Genomic DNA, 22,857 nt, shown 5'->3' on the forward strand with positions numbered 1-22,857 from the left:
GGCTCTTTTGTATTATGAGTGAGTAATTTTTTTCTTCCGTTTTTAGTAAGATTGAACAGGATTAGAACCTTAAGTCCTGAACCAGAATTGTATTTTGTGTCATTTACAATATTTACATAATTTATTGAAATTATTATATAATTTCAATATCCTAAATATTATCTGGTATCTTTTTAGTTGTACACAATTAAATTGCTTAGATTTATCCCTTTATAAATAATTTAATATGCAAGAAGGTACAGTAAAATTCTTCAATGAAGAAAAAGGTTTTGGATTTATAACACCAAAAAATGGCGGAAGTGAAATCTTTGTTCACGCTTCAGGTCTTTCAGAAAGTATTCGTGAAAACGATGAAGTGCGTTATGAAGTAACAGAGGGAAAAAAAGGGCCTAACGCAGTAAATGTAGTTGTGCTTTAATATCCTGCAAAATGTATAAAAAAAGCATCTGTATTAACAGATGCTTTTTTTTATAAACTGTCTCGTCCTGAAATAAGTTGACATAAAATTGACTTATTATGAATTTATATGAAAGCAAACCAAAAAAGCGAAGTCAGAGAGATTATAATCATGGCTTTAAATTAGCTGTAATTTCTCAAGTAGAAAAAGGCGAATTAACATATAAACAAGCCCAAAAGAAGTATGGTATTCAGGGAAGAAGTACTGTTTTGGTATGGTTAAGAAAATTTGGTACCTTAGACTGGAGTAAACCTAATTTGTTGTTTATGTCTAAATCTAAGGAAACACCGGCACAAACCATCAAACGCCTTGAAAAAGAGTTGGCAGATGAAAAGCTTAGAAATCTGGTTCTTAATACTATGATTGATATTTCAGATAGTCAGTATGGAACCCAGATAAGAAAAAAGTATTCTCCCAAACCATCCGACGCATCCAACAAGGACAAGGCATAAGCATGTCAAAAACTTGTAGATTGTTTGGGATAAGCCGGCAAGCTATTTATCAGCAGGAGGCGTATTGTTTACAGCAAGAAAAAGAATTGCTCAAAGTAAAACAATTGGTTGAAGATCAAAGAAAACTCATGCCGCGTTTAGGTACAAGAAAATTATATTTTTTACTCAAGCAATCCTTATTGGACAATGGAATAAAAATAGGAAGAGACAAGCTTTTTGATTATTTAAAAAGGGAGCAGATGCTTGTAAAACCAGTAAAAAATTATACTAAAACGACATTTTCAAAACATTGGCTGCATAAGCATCCTAATTTACTAAAAGATCTTGTTGTTTATAGACCTGAACAAGTATTTGTAAGTGATATTACTTACATTAAATCATACGAAAGAACTCATTATCTTTCCTTGGTTACAGATGTTTTTAGTAGAAAAATTGTTGGTTATGAATTAAGCAATGATATGTGTGCTGAAAATGTTGTTAAAGCTTTGAAAATGGCTATTAAAAACAGAAAAACTAATCATCCCTTAATACATCATTCAGATAGAGGCTTGCAATATTGTTCAAGTATTTATCAGCAAGAATTAAATAAAAATAATATCATCCCTTCAATGACTGATGGTTATGACTGTTATCAAAATGCTTTGGCTGAACGAATAAATGGAATCTTAAAATGTGAATTCTTAGTATATAAATGTAAATCAGGAATTGATCTTAAAAGATTCATTAAAGAATCAATAGAATGTTATAACACCAAAAGACCACATTTAAGTTTAAAAATGAAAACACCTAATTTTGTATATGAAAAAACCAGTGAAAGTAACTTCACTGGTTTTAATTAGTATTGTAAAAATCGTCAATCTATTTTAGGACGACTCAAACCTAGATGCAAAGCTGCATGATACGTTTTTTCGCGTTTCTAAAATTGAATAACCTATCTGGATAATGGAGAAGGTTTTCTTACTGATTCCTCCAAGGTATTTCAGATCCTGCAAAGGTCAGAACAGTTTGATAAGATTAGTATTGATATGGCTTTTTGCAAAAGAATTATCGAAAAACATTTGGGAACCATCGTTGCTAAATCCGTAAAAGGAGCCGGAGTTGGTTTTACTATTTTTTTTCCAATAAATCAGTCGTCGGAATCTTAAACATTTCTATCAAATACAAATAAAATAAGACACGTTTGATGCTGGAACTTTTTCCCACATCAAATAGATATTCAAATCTAAAATTCGACAGTTTTTATTAATACTCGTTTTTTAAAATACCACTGTGGCAATCACTAAAATAATGTGATTCGTCTAATTGTGAATAATATCTTTTTGCTAGAATAGCAACTTACAAAATAAAAAAGACCTTATAGAATGTATATGGAGAGAATTACATAGAAGGTTTATTATTCTGATAGCGATATTCTCCCGGAGTCAGGCTTACTATTTGTTTGAATATTTTTGAAAAGTGAGGCAAGTTCGAGAATCCGGTGTCTAAAGCGATTTCCAAAAATGTTTTATCACTGGTTGCGATGAGGTATTGCGCTCTTTCAATTTTTTTTTCATGGATATATTTCATGGGTCTTTGTCCTGTATGAGTCAGAAATTGTTTGGAAAAATAATCCTGATTCTGATTTACTCTTCGGGCTAACTGAGAAACCGTAATATTTTCGCTTATGTTAAGCTGTACATAACTCATCGTATCTAATATTTTAGGAGATGTAATCTGGGGTTTGAATGTTCTAAAGTCTTTTGTGCTTAAAAATCTGGAAATTAATTGAAGAAGAATACCATGGTTTTCAAACTTTAGATGTGTTTTCATTGTATCATTTAGCGATCGGTATTCTTTATAAAAAGCTTCCTTTTCATATATTTTAGGATTGTCTGATCTATTGATTCCTCTTCCAGGATTATTATGCAGCATTTTTTTTATGAGTGCTACATCAAGTTCTGTACTAGCTAATTTTATTACTTTTCTATTATTGTTGAACAAAGAAATTCCATCAGGAGATTCTTCGAAAAACTGAATAAAATACTGACTCAAAAAGACCTCACAGCTTAGATTACAAATTGTAAAACTGGGAACAAGATACAGGTAACCTGGCTCTAAAGCCCAACGGGTTGAACTGTCAGAAATAAATCCATTTCCTTCATCTATATAATAAATTCGATAATAGGGACTAATCACACTATTATAATTCCAATTATGATTAAGTTTTACATAATCAATATGTAATAATGAAAAAGAATATTTAAAAGTATTGTTGGACATAATAACATTATAATTAAAAAATACCGCTTTTGAATAATAAAAGGTCGTTTTTGAATAAAATTTATATATAAATAGGTTAATATATTTGTTGTTAATTGTTTTAAAATTAATAATAAAAAAAACTAATAATAAAATTTATATATTAAATATATGCCATAATGTTAAATTATGAGCTTATTTTAATGATTGGTGAAGTCGGAAATATATAAAATATTATAAAATCATAAAAATATGAACAGACGAAATGCTTTAAAATTGGGCACAACAGCCTTGGCTGGACTCTACCTGTCACCTTTATTAGGACAAATTAATATTTTTAACAATTCTGCATTCAAAGGACCTTTCGAACCTACTTGGGATTCGCTTGAAAAATACCAAGTGCCTGATTGGTTTCGTGATGCTAAATTTGGAATGTGGGCGCATTGGGGACCTCAATGTGAGCCAGAAGCAGGTGATTGGTACGCAAGAGGAATGTATCAGGAAGATTCCTGGCAATATAAATATCATGTTGAAAAATACGGTCATCCTTCAAAATTTGGTTTTAAAGATGTGATCAATGTCTGGAAAGCAGATAACTGGAATCCAGAAGAGCTGGTTAATTTATATAAGGATTCGGGTGCCAAATATTTTATGGCAATGGCGAATCACCATGATAATTTGGATTTGTATGATAGTAAATATCAACCGAATTGGAATTCGACGAAAGTAGGTCCAAAAAAAGATATAATAGCAGGATGGGAAAAAGCCGCTCGCAAAGCAGGTCTTCCTTTTGCTGTTAGTGTTCACGCAGCACATGCCTGGACTTGGTTTGAAACTGCTCAGCGTTCTGACAAAAATGGATCTTTAGCAGGAGTGCCCTATGATGGAAAATTGACTAAGGCAGATGGAAAAGGAACTTGGTGGGAAGGTTTAGATCCTCAGGAATTATATGCCCAAAATCATCCATTAAGTGAAAAAAGCTCCGATAATGGTGCGATACACGGCCAATGGAATTGGGGAAATGGAGTAGCAAAGCCTTCGGAAGCCTACATGGAGAATTTTTATAATCGAACCATTGATTTGATTGATAAATATAATCCTGATATGGTTTATTTTGACGATACCGCATTACCATTGTGGCCTGTCAGCGATGCAGGTTTACGTATTGCGGCACACATGTATAACAAAAGTCTCCAAAAAACTAAAACCGTTCAAGCGGTAATCACAGGTAAAATATTAGATGCACAGCAAAAAAAAGCCTTGGTTTGGGATATCGAAAAAGGACAAGGTAACGATATTGAACCTTTGCCTTGGCAGACAGATACTTGTCTTGGTAACTGGCATTATGATCGTGGGGTTTACGAAAGGAAGCAATATAAGTCAGCTAAAACAGTTATTCATACCCTGATTGATGCAGTAAGTAAAAATGGGAATTTAATGCTTAATATTCCGGTAAGAGGAGATGGAAGTATCGACGAATTAGAACGACAGATTGTAAAAGAAATTGGTGTTTGGATGAAACTAAATAGCAAAAGTATTTATGGTACTCGTCCTTGGAAAATATTTGGCGAAGGCCCTCAGCTAGGCAGCGCCGGAGCTTTAACCGCTCAAGGTTTTAATGAAGGAAAAGGAAAACCCTTTACATCAGAAGATATTCGTTTTGTTCAAAAAGATAAAATACTTTATGCTACTGTAATGGCATGGCCGGAAAGCGGTACTGCAATTATTAAAAATCTGGGTAAATCTAACCAACATCATAGAGAGGAAATAAGACAGATTAGACTAGTTAGTACAGGACAAAAACTGAAATTCAAGCAGAATTCAAATTCTCTTGAAGTATATTTTCCAAATCAAAAACCAGAAGCTTCTTATGCGAATGCTTTGGAAATTTTATCATAATGTAAATTGATTTTGTTTTATAATTCTACATAAAGATTAAATGAAAAAAATAACCATTCTATTTGTCTTCCTGATTCCAATATTTTGTATTGGACAAGTGGTTAAGAGCTATAAGAAATATAAAGATAAAGTAATTATAACTTTCGATAAAGGTGAACTGTATTTAAGTCCTCTAACCGAAAATACCGTAAGGGTTCAGTATGGCTTGGAAATGAAAAGTCAAATTCCTGAATTAGTTTTTACTTCGAAAGTTAAAGTACCTGATTTTAAGGTTTCTGAATCCAACTCACTAATTGAAATTGCTACATCAAAAATGATTATTGCAGTAGATAAAAAGACTGGAGCATTGTCTTATCGCAACCATGAGGGAAAAGTTTTTCTTAGCGAAAAACCTGATAGTCGTATTTTGAAACCAAGTTCAGTACAAGGTGTACCTTGCCAAATTGTTGAACAAGGTTTTAGCACTTTACCCGATGAATATATTTTTGGAACAGGTCAGTTTCAGGACGGATATTTAAATATTAAGGGATTACCCAGAAGACTAACGCAAGTGAATACACAAATTGCTATTCCATTTATAATGTCAAGCAAAGGTTATGGTTTGCTATGGCATAATTATGGTCTTACTGATTTTAATCCTGCTGATAGTATTGTTAAATTAAAGCCTGCAGGTATAAGTGGGGAAGCGATAACTGTTGCTGTTACGACTACTAACGGAACACAAAAGGAAACTCGTCAGGACGGTGTTTTTACCGGAAATTTCACTATTAAAGATACAGATGAATACGCTATTCTGCTGGATGTGGGACAAAAAATGGCCAGAAAATGGCAATTGACAATTGACGGTCAAGAGATTCTTAATTTTAAGAATCATTGGCTGCCGCCCACAACCAGTACATTGGTTAAACTAACAGCGGGTAAACATGAGATTACAGTTACTGGAGAAAAAAATGATCTCCCAGTAGTGTATTATCGTAAAGTTACAAATGAAACAGTCTTTAGATCACCTGTCGCTGATAGATTGGATTATGTCGTTTTTGCCGGAAATTCAGATGAGGTTATTTCAAGTTATCGTAATCTGACAGGACAGGCTCCGCTTATGCCCATATGGGCATTAGGCTATATTCATTGCCGTGAACGTTTTACTACGCAAGATGATTTGCTTGAGAATGCCAGAGCATTCAGGGAGAAAAAATTGCCAATGGATTTAATTGTTCAGGATTGGCAATATTGGGGTAAATACGGTTGGAATTCGATGAAATTTGATGAAGAGCTGTACCCGAATCCGTCTGCAATGGTAAAAGAATTGCATCAAATGAATATGCGACTAATGCTTTCCGTTTGGTCCAAAATTGATAAAGAAAGTGTTCTTGGTAAAGAGTTTAGTAACAAAAAATACTATATCCCAAATACAGAGTGGGTTGATTTTTTTAATCCTGATGCTGCAAATTATTATTGGAAAAACTTTAGTAAAAAACTATTAAAACCTTATGAAATTGATGCATGGTGGCAGGATGCTACTGAACCGGAAAATGATGATTTGGTAAACAGAAAAATAAATAACGGAACAATTCCCGGAGAGCAAATGCGAAATGTGTATCCGATGTACGTAACAAAAACAGTTTATGAGGGTTCTCGTAAAGATGCTCCGGATAAAAGGGTTTTTATTCTTACCAGAAGCGGATTTTCAGGCCAACAGCGTTATGCAGCAGCTGTTTGGACTGGAGATGTAGGTAACGATTGGGAAACCCTACGTCGACAGCTAACTGCTGGATTAAATTATTCAATAACAGGATTGCCTTGGTGGACTTTTGATGCAGGAGGGTTTTTCCGTCCGGGCAAAAGCCAATTTACGGATACTAAATTTCACGAACGCTTTTTAAGATGGTTTCAGTTGGCTACATTCTCTCCACTACAAAGAGTACATGGATATGAAACGAATACTGAGTTTTGGAGATATGGTGAGAAAGTAGAAGCCGAATCTTTAAAATATTTAAACTTTCGTTATCGTCTGCTTCCATATATTTATTCCCAAGCAGCAGATATAACATTTAAAAACGGAACCTTGATGCGTCCACTGATAATGGATTTTGCAAATGATACAAAAGCACTTCAACAAAAATATGAGTATATGTTTGGAACTGCGTTTCTTGTGGCGCCAGTTGTTTCAGAAGGTATGGAAAACTGGGATGTTTACTTGCCAGAAAATCAATCAGTATGGTTTAACTTTTGGACGGGAAAACAGTATAAAGGCGGACAAACAATACAAACAGCTTCGTCTCTTTCAACTATTCCTCTATATGTAAAATCGGGTTCTGTAATTCCAATGGGTGAAAAAACACAGTACACAAATGAAAAGCCTGCTGAAAATCTTGAAATTAGAATATATACAGGATCAGATGGCAAGTTTGAACTTTATGAAGATGAAGGAGTAAATTACAACTATGAGAAAGGAGCTTTTTCGATTATACCTTTTGAATGGAATGAGCAAAAACAAACCCTTACAATTGGAAAACGGAAAGGCAAAATCTTTAATGGGTTAATTAAAAACAGGGTATTCAATATCGTTTGGGTTAATGAATCAAACGGTGTTGGTCTCGAAAAAGCGCAAACAAATATCTCTGTAAAATACATTGGAAATAATATTGATATTTTAAGAGAATAAAAGTAAACTTTTATAATTTCATTCTAAACTTACAGTTAGTCATTCTTATAACAGTTTTTATGTTGAATTTATAGAGATTAACCTTCTTTAAAAAGTGAAATTATGATTTCAAAAATGTTATGTTGCACCTGTGATTTAGTTGATGAGAAAGAATTAATAGATTAGTAGATTTTTTGAAGGCTGTTAAAACAAGCGATATTGTATTGTTTATCACACAAACAGATGCAGTCCATTTTGACGAAGGAATGTACAACGGCAACCTGCAGTAACTAGTGATAAACAGCTCAATCCTTTTTCATTCTACTAATGATGCGTTTTCTGTGAATGAATCCCCAATCAGCAATTGTATTGGTGAGATCTTTAAGCGAATTGCCGTACTCTGTAATTCGATATTCGACGGCAACAGGCGCAGTGCTTAACACTCTACGCTCAATAAGCTCATTTATTTCCAGATCTTTCAATTCGCGACTGAGCACTTTGCCGGAAATACCTTTAACCTCATTCAGCAGTTCGGAATAGCGCATTGGCTTATAGCACAAGCAGGCAACGATGGACATTTTCCATTTTCCATTTAAAATATCCATTGTATCGCTGATCGCCAATATTTTATGGGCGCAATCTTTTATTGGTTCAAATTTCTGTTCCATATTATTTAGGTGGTTACCCATTTGTCACTATAACTTTTTGTCACTTAGTGACAAATATACACATAACTGATATAGCTTTGCATTAAAATTATACAAATATGGAATTGATTAAAAATTTACAATGGCGATATGCTGTTAAGAAATACACAGATGAACTGGTTAGTGAAGACAAGATTGACCAAATCATCGAAGCCATCAACCTTAGCGCTTCTTCCTGCGGGATACAGCCTTATCGTCTTATCGTGGTAACTAATCCTGAAATACGACAAAAATTAGCGGAGGGATCATTCAATACTCAGATCTTGGATTCTTCTCATTTACTTGTTTTTGCTGCATTTAACAATATAACCAGCGAGTACATTGCAGATTACGTAGCAATGATGGAAAAAAAACGCGCTTTAGAAGTTGGAGCTCTAAATGCTTTAAAGGATGCAGTGACTTCTTTTTTTTTCACTCAAACTCCCGAGCAACACGCGATTTGGTCTGCTAAACAAGCTTATATTGGCCTTGGAACTGCCTTAATCGCAGCGGCTGAACTTAAAGTAGATGCTACTCCTATGGAAGGTTTTGATCCGGAGTTATTTAATAATGCTTTGGGTTTGTCAGAAAAGAATCTTCATGCTTCTGTCATTCTTTCTTTGGGCTATCGCGATACTGCAAACGATTATCTGGCTTCCATGTCAAAAGTTCGCCTGCCCATTAATCAATTTGCAACTAAAATAAAATAATTGAACTACTATTTATAGATGTGATAAATTATCAGAATTTAAATTCAATTTTGATTCGAACTTATTAAAGTACAAAATAAAAAACCTCCAAAAAAGTTTGGAGGTTTTTATTATTGACTGTACTGTAATATGTTAATTACTGATAATGATATTATTCCGTTTTCATTTTTCGCTCAAATTCTCGTTCCACATCGATATATTGATTATCACAACGTAAATTTACCTAAATCTCTGCGATTACGGTTAGTGGTTGTCAGTGGTCGCTTTTTACTTATCATTAACATATTCTAAAATGTCGGCTGGTTGGCAGTCCAAAGCTCTACAAATAGCTTCCAAGGTGCTAAAGCGGATCGCCTTAGCTTTTCCAGTCTTTAATATTGAAAGATTAGATAATGTCAAATCAACTCTTTCAGAAAGTTCATTCAGAGAAACTTTTCGTTTTGCCATCATCACATCCAGGTTTACAATTATTGGCATATCTTACACTGTTAAGTCGTTATCGTTTTGGATTTCAACTCCTTTTTGAAAAATTGTCGCAATAACATAGACTACGACTGCCATCAATATAAATGCCTGATTGTCTACCCAAAACTCGTTTAGATTGTCGATAACATAACCATGATGTTGTAAGTTTTAAACTAATTTACTGTAATCTTTTTTAATTTCGTGGCTTACTTTAATTGAAATTTACTGATTTATTCTTATTTTCTATATCAACTTTAATGGAAGCTTATTTTTTTTAAGGTTTCTTTTATTTTGTATAGCGGTATATTTTGGTTAAATTGTATATCCAAAAAAAGATTTATGAAACAATTACCTCTACTATTAATTCTTGCCTGTATTTTTATTTCATGCGAAAACAGAAAAGAACAGGAGCTGCTGAAGAGAGAAAAGGCTATAATTTTAAAGGAAGAAGAATTTGAAAAAAAAGAAGCAGATTATAATGCATTACTCTCTATGCGCGACAGCATCTTTGCTTTAAAAGACACTATAAATAAGGATGCTGAATTAATTACGGAATGGCCGGAATCGCTTAAAGGTTTCTGGAACAGTAAGATGCTGTGCAGAGAATCAAACTGCAGCCAGTATGTTATAGGAGACCAGCGTAATGAAGCCTGGGAATTTGTATCTGATTCTACCGGAACTTATACGAATGTTCTAAATAATAAAAAGCTGGTCAGGGTATTTAAGGCAAAATTCCTAAAAAATAAAATAATGCTTGAATTCAGCAGTGACAGTGTATCTAAAAACAGAGTGAAAATGAATGTGGTTCTTGATGATATCAAAGAAAATATTATTAAAGGCACGCAGACTATTACCGGACAGGATAACTGTTCTGCCAGATTCGCGGTAGAACTTACACTTCCTCAAAAAAAATAATTTATGTTATTAAGTATACAACACGTTAGTCTTCCTATTGAAGATCCAGTGCTAAAATTCCTTATCGAACTCATTATTATTTTATGTATTCCGCTTTTACTGAATAAAATAAAAGTGCCGCATCTGCTTGGCCTTATTATAGCTGGTGCTGTTATAGGCCCAAATGGATTTAACGTTCTTGCCAGAGACAGCAGCATAGTGGTAACAGGTACTACAGGACTGCTGTATATAATGTTTCTGGCAGGACTGGAGATAGATATGGGTGACTTTAAAAAAAATAAATGGAAGAGTATCACTTTTTCGCTGTATACCTTTATTGTGCCATTTGCCCTGGGACTTATAGGCGGATATTATATACTTCATTTTTCGCTCTTAACCTCGGTATTGTTTGCCAGTCTTTTTTCGTCACACACTCTTATTGTATATCCAATGGTGAGTAAACTCGGAATAGCAAAAAAGCTGGCAGTAAATGTTACGGTAGGCGGAACAATGATTACAGATGTACTTTCACTAGTAGTACTAGCTGTTGTAGTAGGTATGTCACAGGGAGAAGTAGGTACTTCATTTTGGGTTACACTATCTGCTTCCATGCTGTTATTTGCTTTAGTAGTTTTACTTCTTTTTCCCATCATAGCACGCTGGTTTTTTAAGAATGTAGAAGACAAGATTTCGCAGTATATTTTTGTAATTGTAATGATATACCTTGCAGCCTTACTGGCAGAATTAGCAGGAATAGAAGCCATTATCGGAGCATTTTTTGCTGGTCTTGCCCTAAACAGGCTTATACCTCACACTTCATCACTTATGAACAGGGTAGAATTCGTGGGCAATGCTATTTTTATTCCTTTTTTCCTGATCAGTGTTGGTATGCTGATTGATTTTAACGCTTTTATCCAGAGCTGGGAAACACTGGGGGTAGCCTCAATTATGCTTATTGCTTCAATAGGAGGAAAATACGCAGCAGCTATCTTAACTAAAAAGACATTTAATTTTACAGATGATGAAGGCAGGCTTATTTTCGGAATGAGCGCCGCCTCTGCAGCAGCGACACTTGCATCTGTAATGGTAGGATATAATATTATTTTATCTGAAAATGAAGCAGGCGAGCCTGTGAGGCTTTTAAACGAACATGTGCTTAATGGCAGTATTCTACTTATCCTGGTTTCCTGTACTATTTCATCTTTTGTATCAATGGCAAGTGCCCAGAGGATTGCCGATGCTGATAAAGAAGAAACTGCGGCGGGTACGGGTGATGAAGAAGAAAAGATTCTGCTGGCTGTAAATCATGAGCATACTGTTGAGAAAATGGTTAACCTGGGACTTCTTATAAAAAATAAAAGTAATAAAGACAAGATTTTCGCACTTAATGTGATTAATGAAGAAAAAAGTGAGTCGTCTTCAAAAAATGCAGAAAAACTGCTGGGTGAAGCTGTAAATATGGGCGCAGCTGTGGATGTTAAAATAAATCCGATAACACGACATGACAATGATGTAATTGCGGGTGTTAATAACGTGGTAAAAGAACAGAATATTACGGATCTGATTATTGGTCTTGAAGAAGAAAAAGGATTTTCACCCTCTTTTATTTATAATCTTTATAACGGTTACCTGCAAAATAAGCATATAAATTTGATTATCTATCATGCGGTCCAGCCAGTGTCAACTATTAAAAAATATGTTGTTCTTATTCCTGCCGATGCGGAGCGCGAACCAGGTTTTTTCCATTGTTTATTAAGGATTTGGAATATCGGAAAAAACTCGGGTGCTAAAATGAGTTTTTATGCAAACGATAAAACTCTTGATGTATTGAAAAGCATTATTAAAAAGGCAAATATTGAAGCTGTTTTTAATGCTGTAACTTCCTGGCAGGAGGCTGAAAATATGGCAAGCAGTCTTGAAGAGGATGAAGGGCTTATCATTCTAATGGCTGACAGGGGTATGCATTCTTATTTTCCTCAGATGAAAGAAGTGCCTGAAATTTTAAATAAAAAACTCCATAATAACAATTATTTATTAATTTATCCTTTCTCAAAAATTGATAATACGGTTACAGAAAAAAGATCCGTAAGTAATCTTGATGATTTTGCTGATATTGGAAAAATTATTGGCCGAATTTTTAAGTAAGAAAATAGTGGTTCTGTCGCATTTGGTAATAACTTTTATCTTTATAAATTTAAGCTCATCTAAAATGAATACTAACTACAGGCCGATAGTAATCAATATTGATAAAAGTGGTTCTAATTTGGCAGCTATCAAAGTATACAACAAGCGTTCGTTTTCAAAGATTAAAATCCGGCAATGTAAATATCTCAACAATATTGCAGAACAGGATCATCGTTTTATTAAATGGCGTATACAAAACGGATTAGGCTTTAAAATTTTTGAATCAGCTATACGAACATTGAGTAGAATTGAAGTTGTGCATATGTTGAGAAAGAATCAAATGGTTAGACCAGGGCTAAGCATGTAAATTAGCAGTTTAACTTTTGAATTACTTAAATATTTGTATTTGATTCTGATAGATGCGACAGAACCAGTGCTTCAGTTAGTATGATATCCAAGATCTAATATTGCATGTCCTTAGACTGAATATTGCTGCAAAAAGAATTCTAGAAATAAGTTTTTTAATTCGTGGTGATGGACGATTGGCGTTTTTTCAATATCGACGATGAGGTTATTTGAAAACTTTTTTTGATGCCATAATGCAATAAAATCTTTGTTTTTTGAAATGATGTGTACAGGCGTTTTAAAAGAATTCTGATCCGTTGTTAGCATCGGTGGCTGGTGATCTCCGAAAATGACAAAAATAGTATCTTGCGGTTCGTTTACAATTAAGTTTTCAATGGTCTTTAACTGATATTTAATGGCTTCAAAGTAGTTCTCTTTGTTATTGTTTTTAGGATCTGTTGGTCTGTAATGCTCTAAAGAAGTGACATTACAGTCTTCCCATTGATCCAGGAGCACGGTGGGGGTATAAAAATCGTAATGAGAATTGAGAGTTTCTACAAAAAAGGCGAGGGGCTTACCCTGATTCTTTTCTTTCATGATTTGAATTGACCGATTGAGAAAGTATTGATCAGGTGCTGACTCTAAAATAAATGAAGGACCAGTATAATTAAGATCTTTGTGGGTAACAACATCTTGTACGTCTGCAAATTCTAAAATTTCTTTCCATGGTACTTTTAAATTTTCAAACCCTCCAATTCCTGAAACCAAAAAGGTGCTGTATTGAAATTTTCTTAATACGGTAAAGATGGATTGTACAGGATACTCATCCCTTAGATGAACTAATTTACGGTAAAGAGAATCTGTTTTTATTTGTATTCCTTTGAGAACTGAAAAAAAAGCCATCCATGAGCCTCCGCCACTTACAGGTGAATTTGATAAAAAAGTTGCAGAGTGCCATTGATCATTTTTAATTGTTTGGTGCAAGGTTTCCAATAATTCAATGTATGGTTGGGTATATGCTTCATTTTCGTATAAAATGGCACCGTAGGATTCAAGGGCTATAAAATAAATGTTAGGACTTTGCTTTAGCGTCTGATCTGCCTTAATTATAAGTTGCGTTTTGTTATACATTTCAGGTATTAATGCTAGCTCACTCTTTGCTTTTTTACTAAAAAAGATATTAGAACTAATTAAAAATGAAAGTGCCTGAATTTCCATGGCTGAAGATTGTTCAAAATCATTCTCTTTCTGCAAATAAATATAGTTTGCATGACGAAAAAAGAAATGCCTCAGAATTAAGATTATAATAATACATGCAAATATCTCTAACATAATGGCATTGGTGTTTTGAATTTCTGTCAGCAAAATTGTGTTTAACTCAATGATGAGAACTAGTAAAATTAAAAAGCCACAAATACCTAGCAGTAATTGTTTTTTATAGCCAGCCCATGCGATTTTCACACCCTGGATAATGAGCTGAAAATCAGAATTAATAGCTGGAAAAGTATTATAAATGCCATAAATACTATAATGATAATAAAATACAATTAAGGTAAGTATATAATATATTTGATATGGAACAACTACATATTGAAAATTAATATAATTTTTAAATATGGACAGCAAGAGTATAATGATTGTGTATTCTAAGTTTACTCGGAATATGTCTTTATTCACTCGCCCTGATAATGTGGCAATTACTGATCGTAAGTTTTTTTCTCTGAGGATTTGTTTTATGGGTAAAAAGGTTGAGGTTTCTTTATTGAAAAAATACAAAGGAACAAATAGCAAAAAATTAAGGAATAAATAAATAGCAACTGCGATCATAAAAGTATATAGTTTAATTGTTATTAGGCTGCTTGTTCTGGTTAATAATTATAGAGTGTAGTGTTTTTCAAAGCTTTTTAATGTACTAATCCTCATCAAAACCGGCCCATGCATTTGGGTTTTCTTTTATTGAAACGTTTATTTTTCCTTCAAAGTGAGATTTTACGCTTAAACTCACTTCATCATATATGTATCGGGCTATAAACTCTGTGGTAGTGAGTTTGCCTTTAAAAACATCTAAGTCGTCAAAATTTTGATAGTCTAGTTTTGACAATATATCTTTTACCACTTTATGCGCTACACCTATATCTATGACAACATTGTGCTGGTTTATAGTTTTGGTTTTAAATGTTACATCTACAACAAACGTTGCACCATGAACATTTTGTGCCGGTCCAAAAAAAGGATCTTTTAAGGAATGGGCAATCATCATGCTTTCTCTAATTTTTACAAAATACATATCTTTAAGTTTGGTTTAATATTTTACTATAGTTATAAAATCGTTATTAGGTTGATTTTTTCTGATTTGTTCGAAATAAGCCGGCAGCTGGTCAAAAGAGATAATATTTGAGATAAATGACTTATAATCAATAGTTGTAAGCAAATATTCTACTAATTGTTTTCTAGTTAAAAAGTCATAAGTTTCTTTTTTCTCGTTTGGTATTGAAGACACTTGCGAACTAATAATTTGCAGTCTTTTATAATGAAAATTTCCGCCTAATTGCAGCACAACAGGATTGTTTCCGTACCAGCTTAGCTCAATTATCTTTCCTTCTTCGATTGTATGATCAATACAATATTGCAAGCCTCGTTCGTTCGCTGATACATTAAATGTGATATCATATTCGATATTGTTTGTGCATAAATCAAATCCAAAGTCTTTTAATTTTTCTTTTTTTATCGGGTTTGTTTCATGAACATATACTGTTGCTCCAATATATTTTTTTATTGTTTGTGCCAATAAAATACCTATACTTCCTGTACCACAAACTAGAACCACATCTGTATTTTTTACTTTAGATGTCCAAATAGCATTAATTACCGTTTCCAGGTTAGAAAACTGTGTAGCAACGATAGGATCTATTTTTTCTGGAGAAAAAAAATAACAATCATGATCGTTAACTATAACTTGATTTTGATGTGGATGCATAATATGTGCCCATCTACTGTCATCTGTTTCACCGACTAATGAATAGCCATATTTTACAGGGAAGTCAAAACTGCCTGCCATATAATTGACTTTCATTTTATTATAAAGTCCCATTGGTATTTCACCTTTCGCCACGAGTTTCTCTGTACCTAAACTTATTGACGAATATCTGGAGCTTAAGTTAACAGCTTGATTTATATCACTAAAATCAATATTTTCAGTTTTTATTTCTGATGTGTTTTTATTGTTATGCCAAAATGCTTTTACTGTCGTCATAATTATAAATTTGAAACTATCATTATAGCATTTCCTATATTGTAATACTTTGGGTTATTTAAACGGATTGCCTCATCCAGATCATGGATTTCTTGAAGTTCAATTCCATTCTTACCTGAACCAAATAGCATTGGAGCAATATGAAATTCTATTCTTGACAACATTTTATCTTCTATAAACCTTCTAATTGTTAAAGGCCCTCCTTCTACAAGAACTGAATGTATGCCTTTTTGTTTCAGAACTTCTAATAATGATTTTGTAGGAATATATCCAGATGTATCATCGATATTTACTATTTCAATATCTTTATGTAAATTATTGTATGACAGCTTTTTGTTACTAAAAAGATATGTCTTTCCTGGTGTCAAATCTTCAAGCTCTAAAGGTGAGTTTGCAATAATGGCTTTAATAGGATTTTTGCCTTTTACAAGCCGTACGTCCAGCTTGGGTTTATCGATTCTAAATGTATTACCTCCTATGAGTATTGCATCAACCAATGCTCTTATTCGATGGGCATGAATTAAATTTTCCTCATTACCAATCCATTTTGATTTTCTGGATATAGTTGCAATTTTACCGTCAATAGTTTGTGCCAAATGGACACAGGTAAAAGGTGTTTTGGAATGTTTGTTTACTAATAAATATCCCAAATACAGGTCTAAATTTTTTTTCAACTTCCTTGAAACTCCGTTACCGTATAAAACTTTAAAAAAAGGATCATTCGCATTGTTAGAATAAAAAGAAATAGCAGCCAGGTAGTCTGATAAAACAATATTTGTACTTTTTATGACATTGTAATCATGAGTAATAATTAACATTTCTGTTGATACGTCAACAGTTCGATAGATTTCTTTTATGTTTAATAACAAATTCCAGTAAACATCTTTAATTTTCATGTCAGATTATTTTTAATGGTTGATATTGTTTTTCTTAATTCTTTCTGATATATCATTAGAAATATTAAAATAAAAACGCCAAATTGAAGAATAGCTATTAAAGGTACAAGTGTCGGTTTGTTCAAAAATAACATCATACTATTTAAAAATATAAATAGGGCAATACAAAAATAAATCTTGTGACTGGGAAGCACTTTGGCATGAATGATTTTATAAAAAATATAAACATTCAACAAATTTGAAACCCCTATCGTAATTAATGCGCCATTAATTTTTAACATGGGTATTAAAAAATAAAATAGAATTGTCATCAATACAATTTTACCAACTGTAAAGTAATTAATTTTATTAATTTTATTTTCGTAACTTAAAATCAGAGCCCAAAAACGCAACAAAATTAATGGCAGAAATGCGAGTACTATTAAAGGAAAATATAAACTTATACCGTTGTATTTAGGATGATTTAAAAACCAATGAATATTTGTACCAAAAGCAGCTAAAAAACTTAATGCGACAAGGCCTATTAAAATATAAAAATCTATTTTTTTTTGAATTAACAATTCAAAATCTTCTGATTTTTTAGAAAGTATCTCAAATAGTTCTGGTCTTATGGCATTATCCAAACTGTTAAAAAGCATAAAAACAGCACTTGAGATTCCTAACAAAACTGAATAGCGTGCCAAATCTTCCAGCCTTAAAAACTTCTCTATAAAAAACCTGTCTAATTGATTTTCTAAATTGTATAGAATTAAAAACGGAATAAATGGCAACGAAAACTTAAGAGCTTCTTTGATGATAGATTTTGAAAACTCAATTTTAAAAAGTAATCTGTTGTTAAAAAAAATCATCAAAAACACGAATAAATTAGCACAAAGCGCTGAAAGTAAAAACCATAAAAAATCTAATTTGAATACTTTTATGCATAGCACTTGTAAAATAGGCGTAAGTAATATATTGACAATAAAATAGAAACTATACCTTTTAACTTCTAATTTATTTTGTAAATAGATGAAATAAAAACCATTCAACATACCTACACACAACGATAGCATCATCACAAACGTATATGGGAAAAATGAAAAGTTGTTTTTAAAAATAAGATGAAATAATTGATCCCCAAACAGATACAAAACAACAATCCAAAAACAAAAAAGAAGAATCTGAAAACTAAACAAATTTCTAAACAGTGCCAACTGTTTAGGCGCATTATCAGATTCATAAAAATAAATATGTCTTAACGCCTGATCCACTTTTAAACTTAAAACTATTGAAATTACAGCAAAAAAAGCATTCGACAATGACAATATTACATACTGATCTGTAGTTAAATATTTTAAAAACACAGGTAATAAAACAAAGCCAATGACTGGAGGCAGAATACCTAAAAAAGTATATATCAATGTATTTTTCAAACTTCCTTTGTTATAATAATTAATTGATACTTCATTGCTTTTTTAGCATACATTTTATCAAGCAACAACCCGCCTTTAAAAAGTTTTTTAAATAAAGATTTATTTAACAGCTTAAAAAAAAGAAGTTGCATATTGATTTTAAGTAAAGATTTTTTAGGCATAAAATGCGTTAAATCCTCTGCTTCTAATTTAAATTCCCGGGGTATATTAGAAAAATGTGATAATGCAAATAAAAAATTCAAATTCCAATCTGACATAAAGGCCTTGCCGGTTTTTGTCATTTCATTTTCAAAAAAATCATCTACAATGATTAACTTCCCATTAGTTTTTAAACCGCTCAATAGTGTATTAAATGCATTATCAAAGTCTAAGGCATGTTTAAGTGATTCAACACAAAAAATTAAATCATAACTACATGATGGCACATCTTCAAAAATACTGACTTCAAAATCAACGTTATCAAAATCATATTTATTTTTATTTCGATTTGCACTTTCTATTTCTAAATCACTCACGCTGATTCCGGAGACTTTTTGAGCTTTGTTTTTGGCAAAAAGCAAACTTCCAAACCCAACGCCACAACCTGCATCCAAAATATATTTATCTTTTATATCAATTTTATAAATCAAATATTCATAAATATCATTAAACTTTTCTCCAAAATTTAACTGTTTATGAATCGGATATTCCTCATCGGGTTTTAATTTAGCTTCAATTTGAAAAAGAGCATTGTATAATTGCGTTATGTCGGTTCGTGTATTCAAGCTAATTTTTCTTTAATATGAAAATAAATTCATTGGCATATTTTAATGGCGTAAATTTGTTTTGTTTGTTTTTGTAACCATCAAATTTACCAAAAGTCAAAATCTGTAATATTCGCATTATCGGCCATTGATCCGAAATACAGTTTATAATTTCAAGATGTTGTTGTTCAAAAAGAGTTTTCCATTGCTGATAATTTTTTGCGTCCTGATGTCCTTTTTTATTAACCGCAAAAAAAAGTTTTTTAGTAAATATCCAGCGCCAGGAGTTCGAATTTCTTACCATAAAACAAATCCTGGCATCAGCAGTTGTTACTCTTTTAATATCTTGCAGTACTTTATCTTTATCGAGCATCCTTTCTAAAGAGCCCAAGCATGTAACGAAATCAAACATATTATCATTAAAAGGCAATGCTTCGGCGTTAGCTTCCAGAATTTCAGCTTTTGGCAATTTCAGCTTCGCTTTTTCTACTGCTACGCTGGAAATATCAATGCCACAACACTCAGCATTATAATCGAACCCTACTTCTAACATTCTACCCAACCCGCAGGCAACGTCGAGTACCTTTGTATTAGGCTTAATCTGAAGTAGTTCTGCAAAAATATAATATGCTTCTTTCGGTCTAAGATACATTTCTCCTCGTGCCAAATAGGTTTTATCAAACCATGCCTTAATTGTCTGTTGTTGATTTTCAATCATTTTTTCCATTTAAAATAATAAAAAACGTTTTGTATTAGTAGTATAATCTAAGTAAACATCTCCAAATAATTCTTTCAGAAACTCTTCTTCAATTTTTACCCTAAACCGCATATAATAAAAATATAATAGTAACCCTATCCATATTAAAAGACTTGGAAACAGAATACCGAATCCAATAAAAAATAAAAACATACCATCCAGACCGGGGTTTCTGGAAAAACTAAAAATACCATTAGTGTAAAGTTTGAAACTATTCTGTGTTTGTTTATTTTTTCTGCGCATAAACAACATAGATCCAAATGTAATTATCCTTCCCGCTATCACACACAAAATCCCAATCGCAACCAACCAATTATTAGCTCTAAAAACTAACAATTTACTACTGTGAATACCCGGAAAAAAATATAAAAACGGTAATAAAAAATACATATTTATAAAAAAGAACGGAACGGCTAAAATTAGGATCTTCTTCCACATGGGCCAACCGTATATTTTAGAAATATATGTACTCTTATCAATCATATAGTTATTATTTTTCTGAAAAAAATTTTGCGTATTTGCAACGCTTGGAACATGAAAAAAAATCAATTCAATCAGTAAGGTTAAGTACCCAAACACAAATGCAAAAACAATCATAAATTCTTAATTTTACTTAACAACAACTCAAAATTAGTTCCCCAACTTTGTATATGTACCCGCTTCACTGATTCTACCAATTGCAAATATCTGGCAGATGAATTTAAAACATATTCTACAACAGCCGTCATTTCATCTACATCAAAAGAATCCAAAACACCCTGAATTCCAATAGATTGATATTGCTTATAATTACCCGTAGGTGTAATGATACAAGGCAAATGTGCACACAGTGCTTCCATAACACCCATACCAAAACTTTCATAATCCGAAAAATGCAGCATTAAATCATATTCCAAAAGCAATCCATTTATGCGCTCATGTGGTATCGGATCTTTAAAAGCAATATTATGTAAGCTGTACCGTTCAGTTACGCTTAAAAGTTTCAGAAAATAAGGCTCCGAAAGTATCTCTCCATAACAATCCACCTTAAAATTCAAATGTTTCAGCCTTTTCAATACTTCTAAAAGTTTAATATGCCCTTTACCTTCAATAAAATTGGCCAAATAAACTATTTTTATTGGGTGTTGTTCAAAATAAACTTTTGTATTCCAACCACTATCAATGCCAGGTTCTACCAAATATTTTTTTGCCGCAACAGGCAGAATAACATCATCTATATAGTCTAACGAAACTGAACCTGTGACAAAAACCAAAAACGCCTCACAAATCAATTTTTCAACCGTTAATAATCTGTTTTTATTTACACCCAACTTATTTAAAGATGGCCAAAGGTGAATCAAAAAACAAACTTTATAGCGCTTCAGGCTATTCACATTCAACTTTTCATGAATGAGTATGCTATCAATTATGTAAGTGGCACCATGATTAAAATCATATGAATTAATATCTTCTGCAACCTCAATAGCTACTTGTTGGTGTTTTGTTTTCAAAAACTCAACAAGTTTTGTATTATAAACTGTTCCACCACTAATCTTATGGCAAATATCAGATGTCAGTATTATAATCACGAGCTTCTTATTTTAAAAAAGTCTATAAAAGATATTGCAAACGAAAACAGAACCAGCCCATTACCAATCGCAATAATGTATTTCCCTAATGAAAAATCCATATAAAAAAACAATACCAAACTAACAAAATAACAACCTGCAAAAAAACGGGCATACTTTTGTTTCGTCTCTGCGAAAGCGTTTTTATTCCATACAGTCGTAACAATTTTATATAGATATCGCATAGATCCTGCAAGCAAAACCCATTGCATTTCTGAAGATTCAAACCCAATTAATAACGAAAACATCAAACAGAAAAAAGCATCTGCTTCCATATCAAGCTGTCCGCCAAAATGTGTAATCTGATCAAGTCTTCTCGCCAAAAAACCATCAACACCATCCAACATCACAAACACAGTACCCAAAACAGCTACATTAAAACGATTATGCATAATAAACGGTGCCATAAAAAGCAATATCAATCGAAGTAACGTTACTACATTTGGCACACCACCCCAAGATTTCTTTTCCGTAAATCCAGACCAATTTTTAATCAGGAAAATTAAAAAAACCAAAACACCGGCTATAGGACAAAAAAACAATGTACCTCTGGCAACATCAACTATCAATCCGATCATAATTATAATCGAATGATAAAACAGCCAATCAACCGTCCATTCTTTTCTTTTCATATAATCAGAATATACATGCTCCAAATAACTATTCAACCGGATCCAAGTTTAGTAAATGCTTGAAAAAATCTTTTTTTGTTCGCAAGTACCCTTCACTTTCTTTTGTCGACTCAATCTCAATTGGTACGCAATCCACCAAAACAACATTTGAATCCTCAAAAGCCTTCATTTTTTCAGGGTTATTCGTCAAAAGCACAATCGATTTTACACCCAAATCTTCTATGATAGTTATTGCATCATCAAAAGACCTTCCATCTGGTGCCAATCCAAGTGCAACATTAGCCTCCACCGTATCCTTACCTTTCTCCTGAAGTTTATATGCTTTAAGTTTATTTATAATTCCAATATTACGCCCTTCCTGACGCAGATAAATCAAAATACCTCCATGGGCCTGAAAATATTCCATTGCAACATGCAGCTGCTTTCCACATTCACATTTTAAAGAATGAAAAATATCTCCCGTCAGACATTCCGAATGCAAACGCACTGCGACCGGTTTTTCGAAATCAGTCTTTTCATGCACTAAAACAATATGTGGCATCCAATCATCTGCATCCTCAGAATATGCCATAATCTTAAAAATTCCCCAATCCGTTGGAAGCTGCGCCTCAACTTGATTCCTTAAAGCCATAAGCCAACAATT

Annotated in this window: 23 protein-coding genes; 8 read left to right on the forward strand and 15 right to left on the reverse strand. The window is 32.7% G+C overall.

Annotated features, from left to right (window positions below):
* The first annotated feature begins 226 nt into the window (after positions 1 to 226).
* Both AC4FQ3_RS17920 and AC4FQ3_RS17925 read left to right on the forward strand, forming a co-directional pair.
* Positions 227 to 418 carry a cold-shock protein gene (locus AC4FQ3_RS17920; protein ID WP_042562756.1) on the forward strand — a complete coding sequence of 64 codons (192 nt, stop codon included), beginning with the start codon at positions 227 to 229 and terminating at the stop codon, positions 416 to 418.
* Between the two features lie 98 nt (positions 419 to 516).
* A protein-coding gene (locus AC4FQ3_RS17925) for an IS3 family transposase (RefSeq protein WP_491182750.1) occupies positions 517 to 1,748 on the forward strand; the annotation gives its coding sequence in 2 pieces (ribosomal slippage) (positions 517 to 865 and positions 865 to 1,748; 1,233 coding nt in all).
* A gap of 538 nt (positions 1,749 to 2,286) precedes the next feature.
* Here AC4FQ3_RS17925 and AC4FQ3_RS17930 read toward each other — a convergent pair.
* A complete protein-coding gene (locus AC4FQ3_RS17930) occupies positions 2,287 to 3,168 on the reverse strand; it encodes a helix-turn-helix domain-containing protein (protein WP_491182751.1) in 882 nt (293 codons plus the stop codon).
* A gap of 231 nt (positions 3,169 to 3,399) precedes the next feature.
* Here AC4FQ3_RS17930 and AC4FQ3_RS17935 point away from each other — a divergent pair, with 231 nt between their 5' ends.
* The gene (locus AC4FQ3_RS17935; RefSeq protein ID WP_491182752.1) at positions 3,400 to 5,046 is read left to right on the forward strand and encodes an alpha-L-fucosidase; all 1,647 of its coding nucleotides are present in this window, start codon (positions 3,400 to 3,402) and stop codon (positions 5,044 to 5,046) included.
* 40 nt (positions 5,047 to 5,086) lie between these two features.
* Entirely contained in the window at positions 5,087 to 7,711 is a 2,625-nt protein-coding gene (locus AC4FQ3_RS17940; protein ID WP_491182753.1) for a glycoside hydrolase family 31 protein, read from the forward strand.
* Between the two features lie 284 nt (positions 7,712 to 7,995).
* On the opposite strand, the gene AC4FQ3_RS17945 is transcribed toward AC4FQ3_RS17940, so the two are convergent.
* Positions 7,996 to 8,358 (reverse strand): winged helix-turn-helix transcriptional regulator, encoded by a 363-nt coding sequence (locus tag AC4FQ3_RS17945; protein ID WP_042562860.1) that lies wholly within the window; start codon positions 8,356 to 8,358, stop codon positions 7,996 to 7,998.
* Positions 8,359 to 8,456: 98 nt separating this feature from the next.
* Between AC4FQ3_RS17945 and AC4FQ3_RS17950 the strand changes: the two genes are divergently transcribed.
* Positions 8,457 to 9,086: a nitroreductase family protein gene (locus AC4FQ3_RS17950; protein ID WP_491182754.1), complete on the forward strand. Its 630-nt coding sequence runs from the start codon at positions 8,457 to 8,459 to the stop codon at positions 9,084 to 9,086.
* Between the two features lie 267 nt (positions 9,087 to 9,353).
* Here the strand turns inward: AC4FQ3_RS17950 and AC4FQ3_RS17955 are convergent, their stop codons facing one another.
* Entirely contained in the window at positions 9,354 to 9,563 is a 210-nt protein-coding gene (locus tag AC4FQ3_RS17955) for a helix-turn-helix domain-containing protein (protein ID WP_042562751.1), read from the reverse strand.
* A 3-nt stretch (positions 9,564 to 9,566) separates the two neighbouring features.
* A complete protein-coding gene (locus AC4FQ3_RS17960; protein ID WP_491182835.1) occupies positions 9,567 to 9,647 on the reverse strand; it encodes a hypothetical protein in 81 nt (26 codons plus the stop codon).
* Positions 9,648 to 9,890: 243 nt separating this feature from the next.
* Between AC4FQ3_RS17960 and AC4FQ3_RS17965 the strand changes: the two genes are divergently transcribed.
* From AC4FQ3_RS17965 to AC4FQ3_RS17975, 3 genes are all read left to right on the forward strand, one after another.
* Complete coding sequence (locus AC4FQ3_RS17965) at positions 9,891 to 10,466, forward strand: hypothetical protein (RefSeq protein ID WP_491182755.1); 576 nt, start codon at positions 9,891 to 9,893, stop codon at positions 10,464 to 10,466.
* Positions 10,467 to 10,469: 3 nt separating this feature from the next.
* A complete protein-coding gene (locus AC4FQ3_RS17970; protein ID WP_491182756.1) occupies positions 10,470 to 12,590 on the forward strand; it encodes a cation:proton antiporter in 2,121 nt (706 codons plus the stop codon).
* Positions 12,591 to 12,654: 64 nt separating this feature from the next.
* The gene (locus tag AC4FQ3_RS17975) at positions 12,655 to 12,936 is read left to right on the forward strand and encodes a DDE-type integrase/transposase/recombinase (protein WP_491182757.1); all 282 of its coding nucleotides are present in this window, start codon (positions 12,655 to 12,657) and stop codon (positions 12,934 to 12,936) included.
* A gap of 110 nt (positions 12,937 to 13,046) precedes the next feature.
* On the opposite strand, the gene AC4FQ3_RS17980 is transcribed toward AC4FQ3_RS17975, so the two are convergent.
* The 11 genes from AC4FQ3_RS17980 to ribA form a co-directional block, all read right to left on the reverse strand.
* Positions 13,047 to 14,741, reverse strand: a complete 1,695-nt coding sequence (locus AC4FQ3_RS17980) for a sulfatase-like hydrolase/transferase (RefSeq protein WP_491182758.1) — start codon at positions 14,739 to 14,741, stop codon at positions 13,047 to 13,049.
* An 85-nt stretch (positions 14,742 to 14,826) separates the two neighbouring features.
* Positions 14,827 to 15,201, reverse strand: coding sequence for a 6-pyruvoyl trahydropterin synthase family protein (locus AC4FQ3_RS17985; RefSeq protein WP_491182759.1), 375 nt, complete (start codon positions 15,199 to 15,201; stop codon positions 14,827 to 14,829).
* A gap of 15 nt (positions 15,202 to 15,216) precedes the next feature.
* Positions 15,217 to 16,167: an MDR/zinc-dependent alcohol dehydrogenase-like family protein gene (locus AC4FQ3_RS17990; protein WP_491182760.1), complete on the reverse strand. Its 951-nt coding sequence runs from the start codon at positions 16,165 to 16,167 to the stop codon at positions 15,217 to 15,219.
* A gap of 2 nt (positions 16,168 to 16,169) precedes the next feature.
* Positions 16,170 to 17,063 carry a RibD family protein gene (locus AC4FQ3_RS17995; RefSeq protein ID WP_491182761.1) on the reverse strand — a complete coding sequence of 298 codons (894 nt, stop codon included), beginning with the start codon at positions 17,061 to 17,063 and terminating at the stop codon, positions 16,170 to 16,172.
* The gene (locus AC4FQ3_RS18000; RefSeq protein WP_491182762.1) at positions 17,060 to 18,475 is read right to left on the reverse strand and encodes an oligosaccharide flippase family protein; all 1,416 of its coding nucleotides are present in this window, start codon (positions 18,473 to 18,475) and stop codon (positions 17,060 to 17,062) included. The genes AC4FQ3_RS17995 and AC4FQ3_RS18000 overlap by 4 nt, the downstream gene beginning before the upstream one ends.
* Positions 18,472 to 19,239 carry a class I SAM-dependent methyltransferase gene (locus AC4FQ3_RS18005; RefSeq protein ID WP_491182763.1) on the reverse strand — a complete coding sequence of 256 codons (768 nt, stop codon included), beginning with the start codon at positions 19,237 to 19,239 and terminating at the stop codon, positions 18,472 to 18,474. Before AC4FQ3_RS18005 ends, AC4FQ3_RS18000 begins: the two co-directional genes overlap by 4 nt.
* A gap of 1 nt (position 19,240) precedes the next feature.
* The gene (locus AC4FQ3_RS18010; RefSeq protein WP_491182764.1) at positions 19,241 to 19,936 is read right to left on the reverse strand and encodes a class I SAM-dependent methyltransferase; all 696 of its coding nucleotides are present in this window, start codon (positions 19,934 to 19,936) and stop codon (positions 19,241 to 19,243) included.
* A 9-nt stretch (positions 19,937 to 19,945) separates the two neighbouring features.
* The gene (locus tag AC4FQ3_RS18015; protein ID WP_491182765.1) at positions 19,946 to 20,572 is read right to left on the reverse strand and encodes a methyltransferase family protein; all 627 of its coding nucleotides are present in this window, start codon (positions 20,570 to 20,572) and stop codon (positions 19,946 to 19,948) included.
* Complete coding sequence (locus AC4FQ3_RS18020) at positions 20,569 to 21,543, reverse strand: glycosyltransferase (protein ID WP_491182766.1); 975 nt, start codon at positions 21,541 to 21,543, stop codon at positions 20,569 to 20,571. The genes AC4FQ3_RS18015 and AC4FQ3_RS18020 overlap by 4 nt, the downstream gene beginning before the upstream one ends.
* Positions 21,540 to 22,214, reverse strand: coding sequence for a CDP-alcohol phosphatidyltransferase family protein (locus AC4FQ3_RS18025; RefSeq protein WP_491182767.1), 675 nt, complete (start codon positions 22,212 to 22,214; stop codon positions 21,540 to 21,542). The genes AC4FQ3_RS18020 and AC4FQ3_RS18025 overlap by 4 nt, the downstream gene beginning before the upstream one ends.
* 28 nt (positions 22,215 to 22,242) lie before the next feature.
* Positions 22,243 to 22,845 (reverse strand): GTP cyclohydrolase II, encoded by a 603-nt coding sequence (gene ribA, locus AC4FQ3_RS18030; RefSeq protein ID WP_491182768.1) that lies wholly within the window; start codon positions 22,843 to 22,845, stop codon positions 22,243 to 22,245.
* Positions 22,846 to 22,857: the final 12 nt, after the last annotated feature.

The organism is Flavobacterium sp. AK-345 (assembly GCF_058310175.1).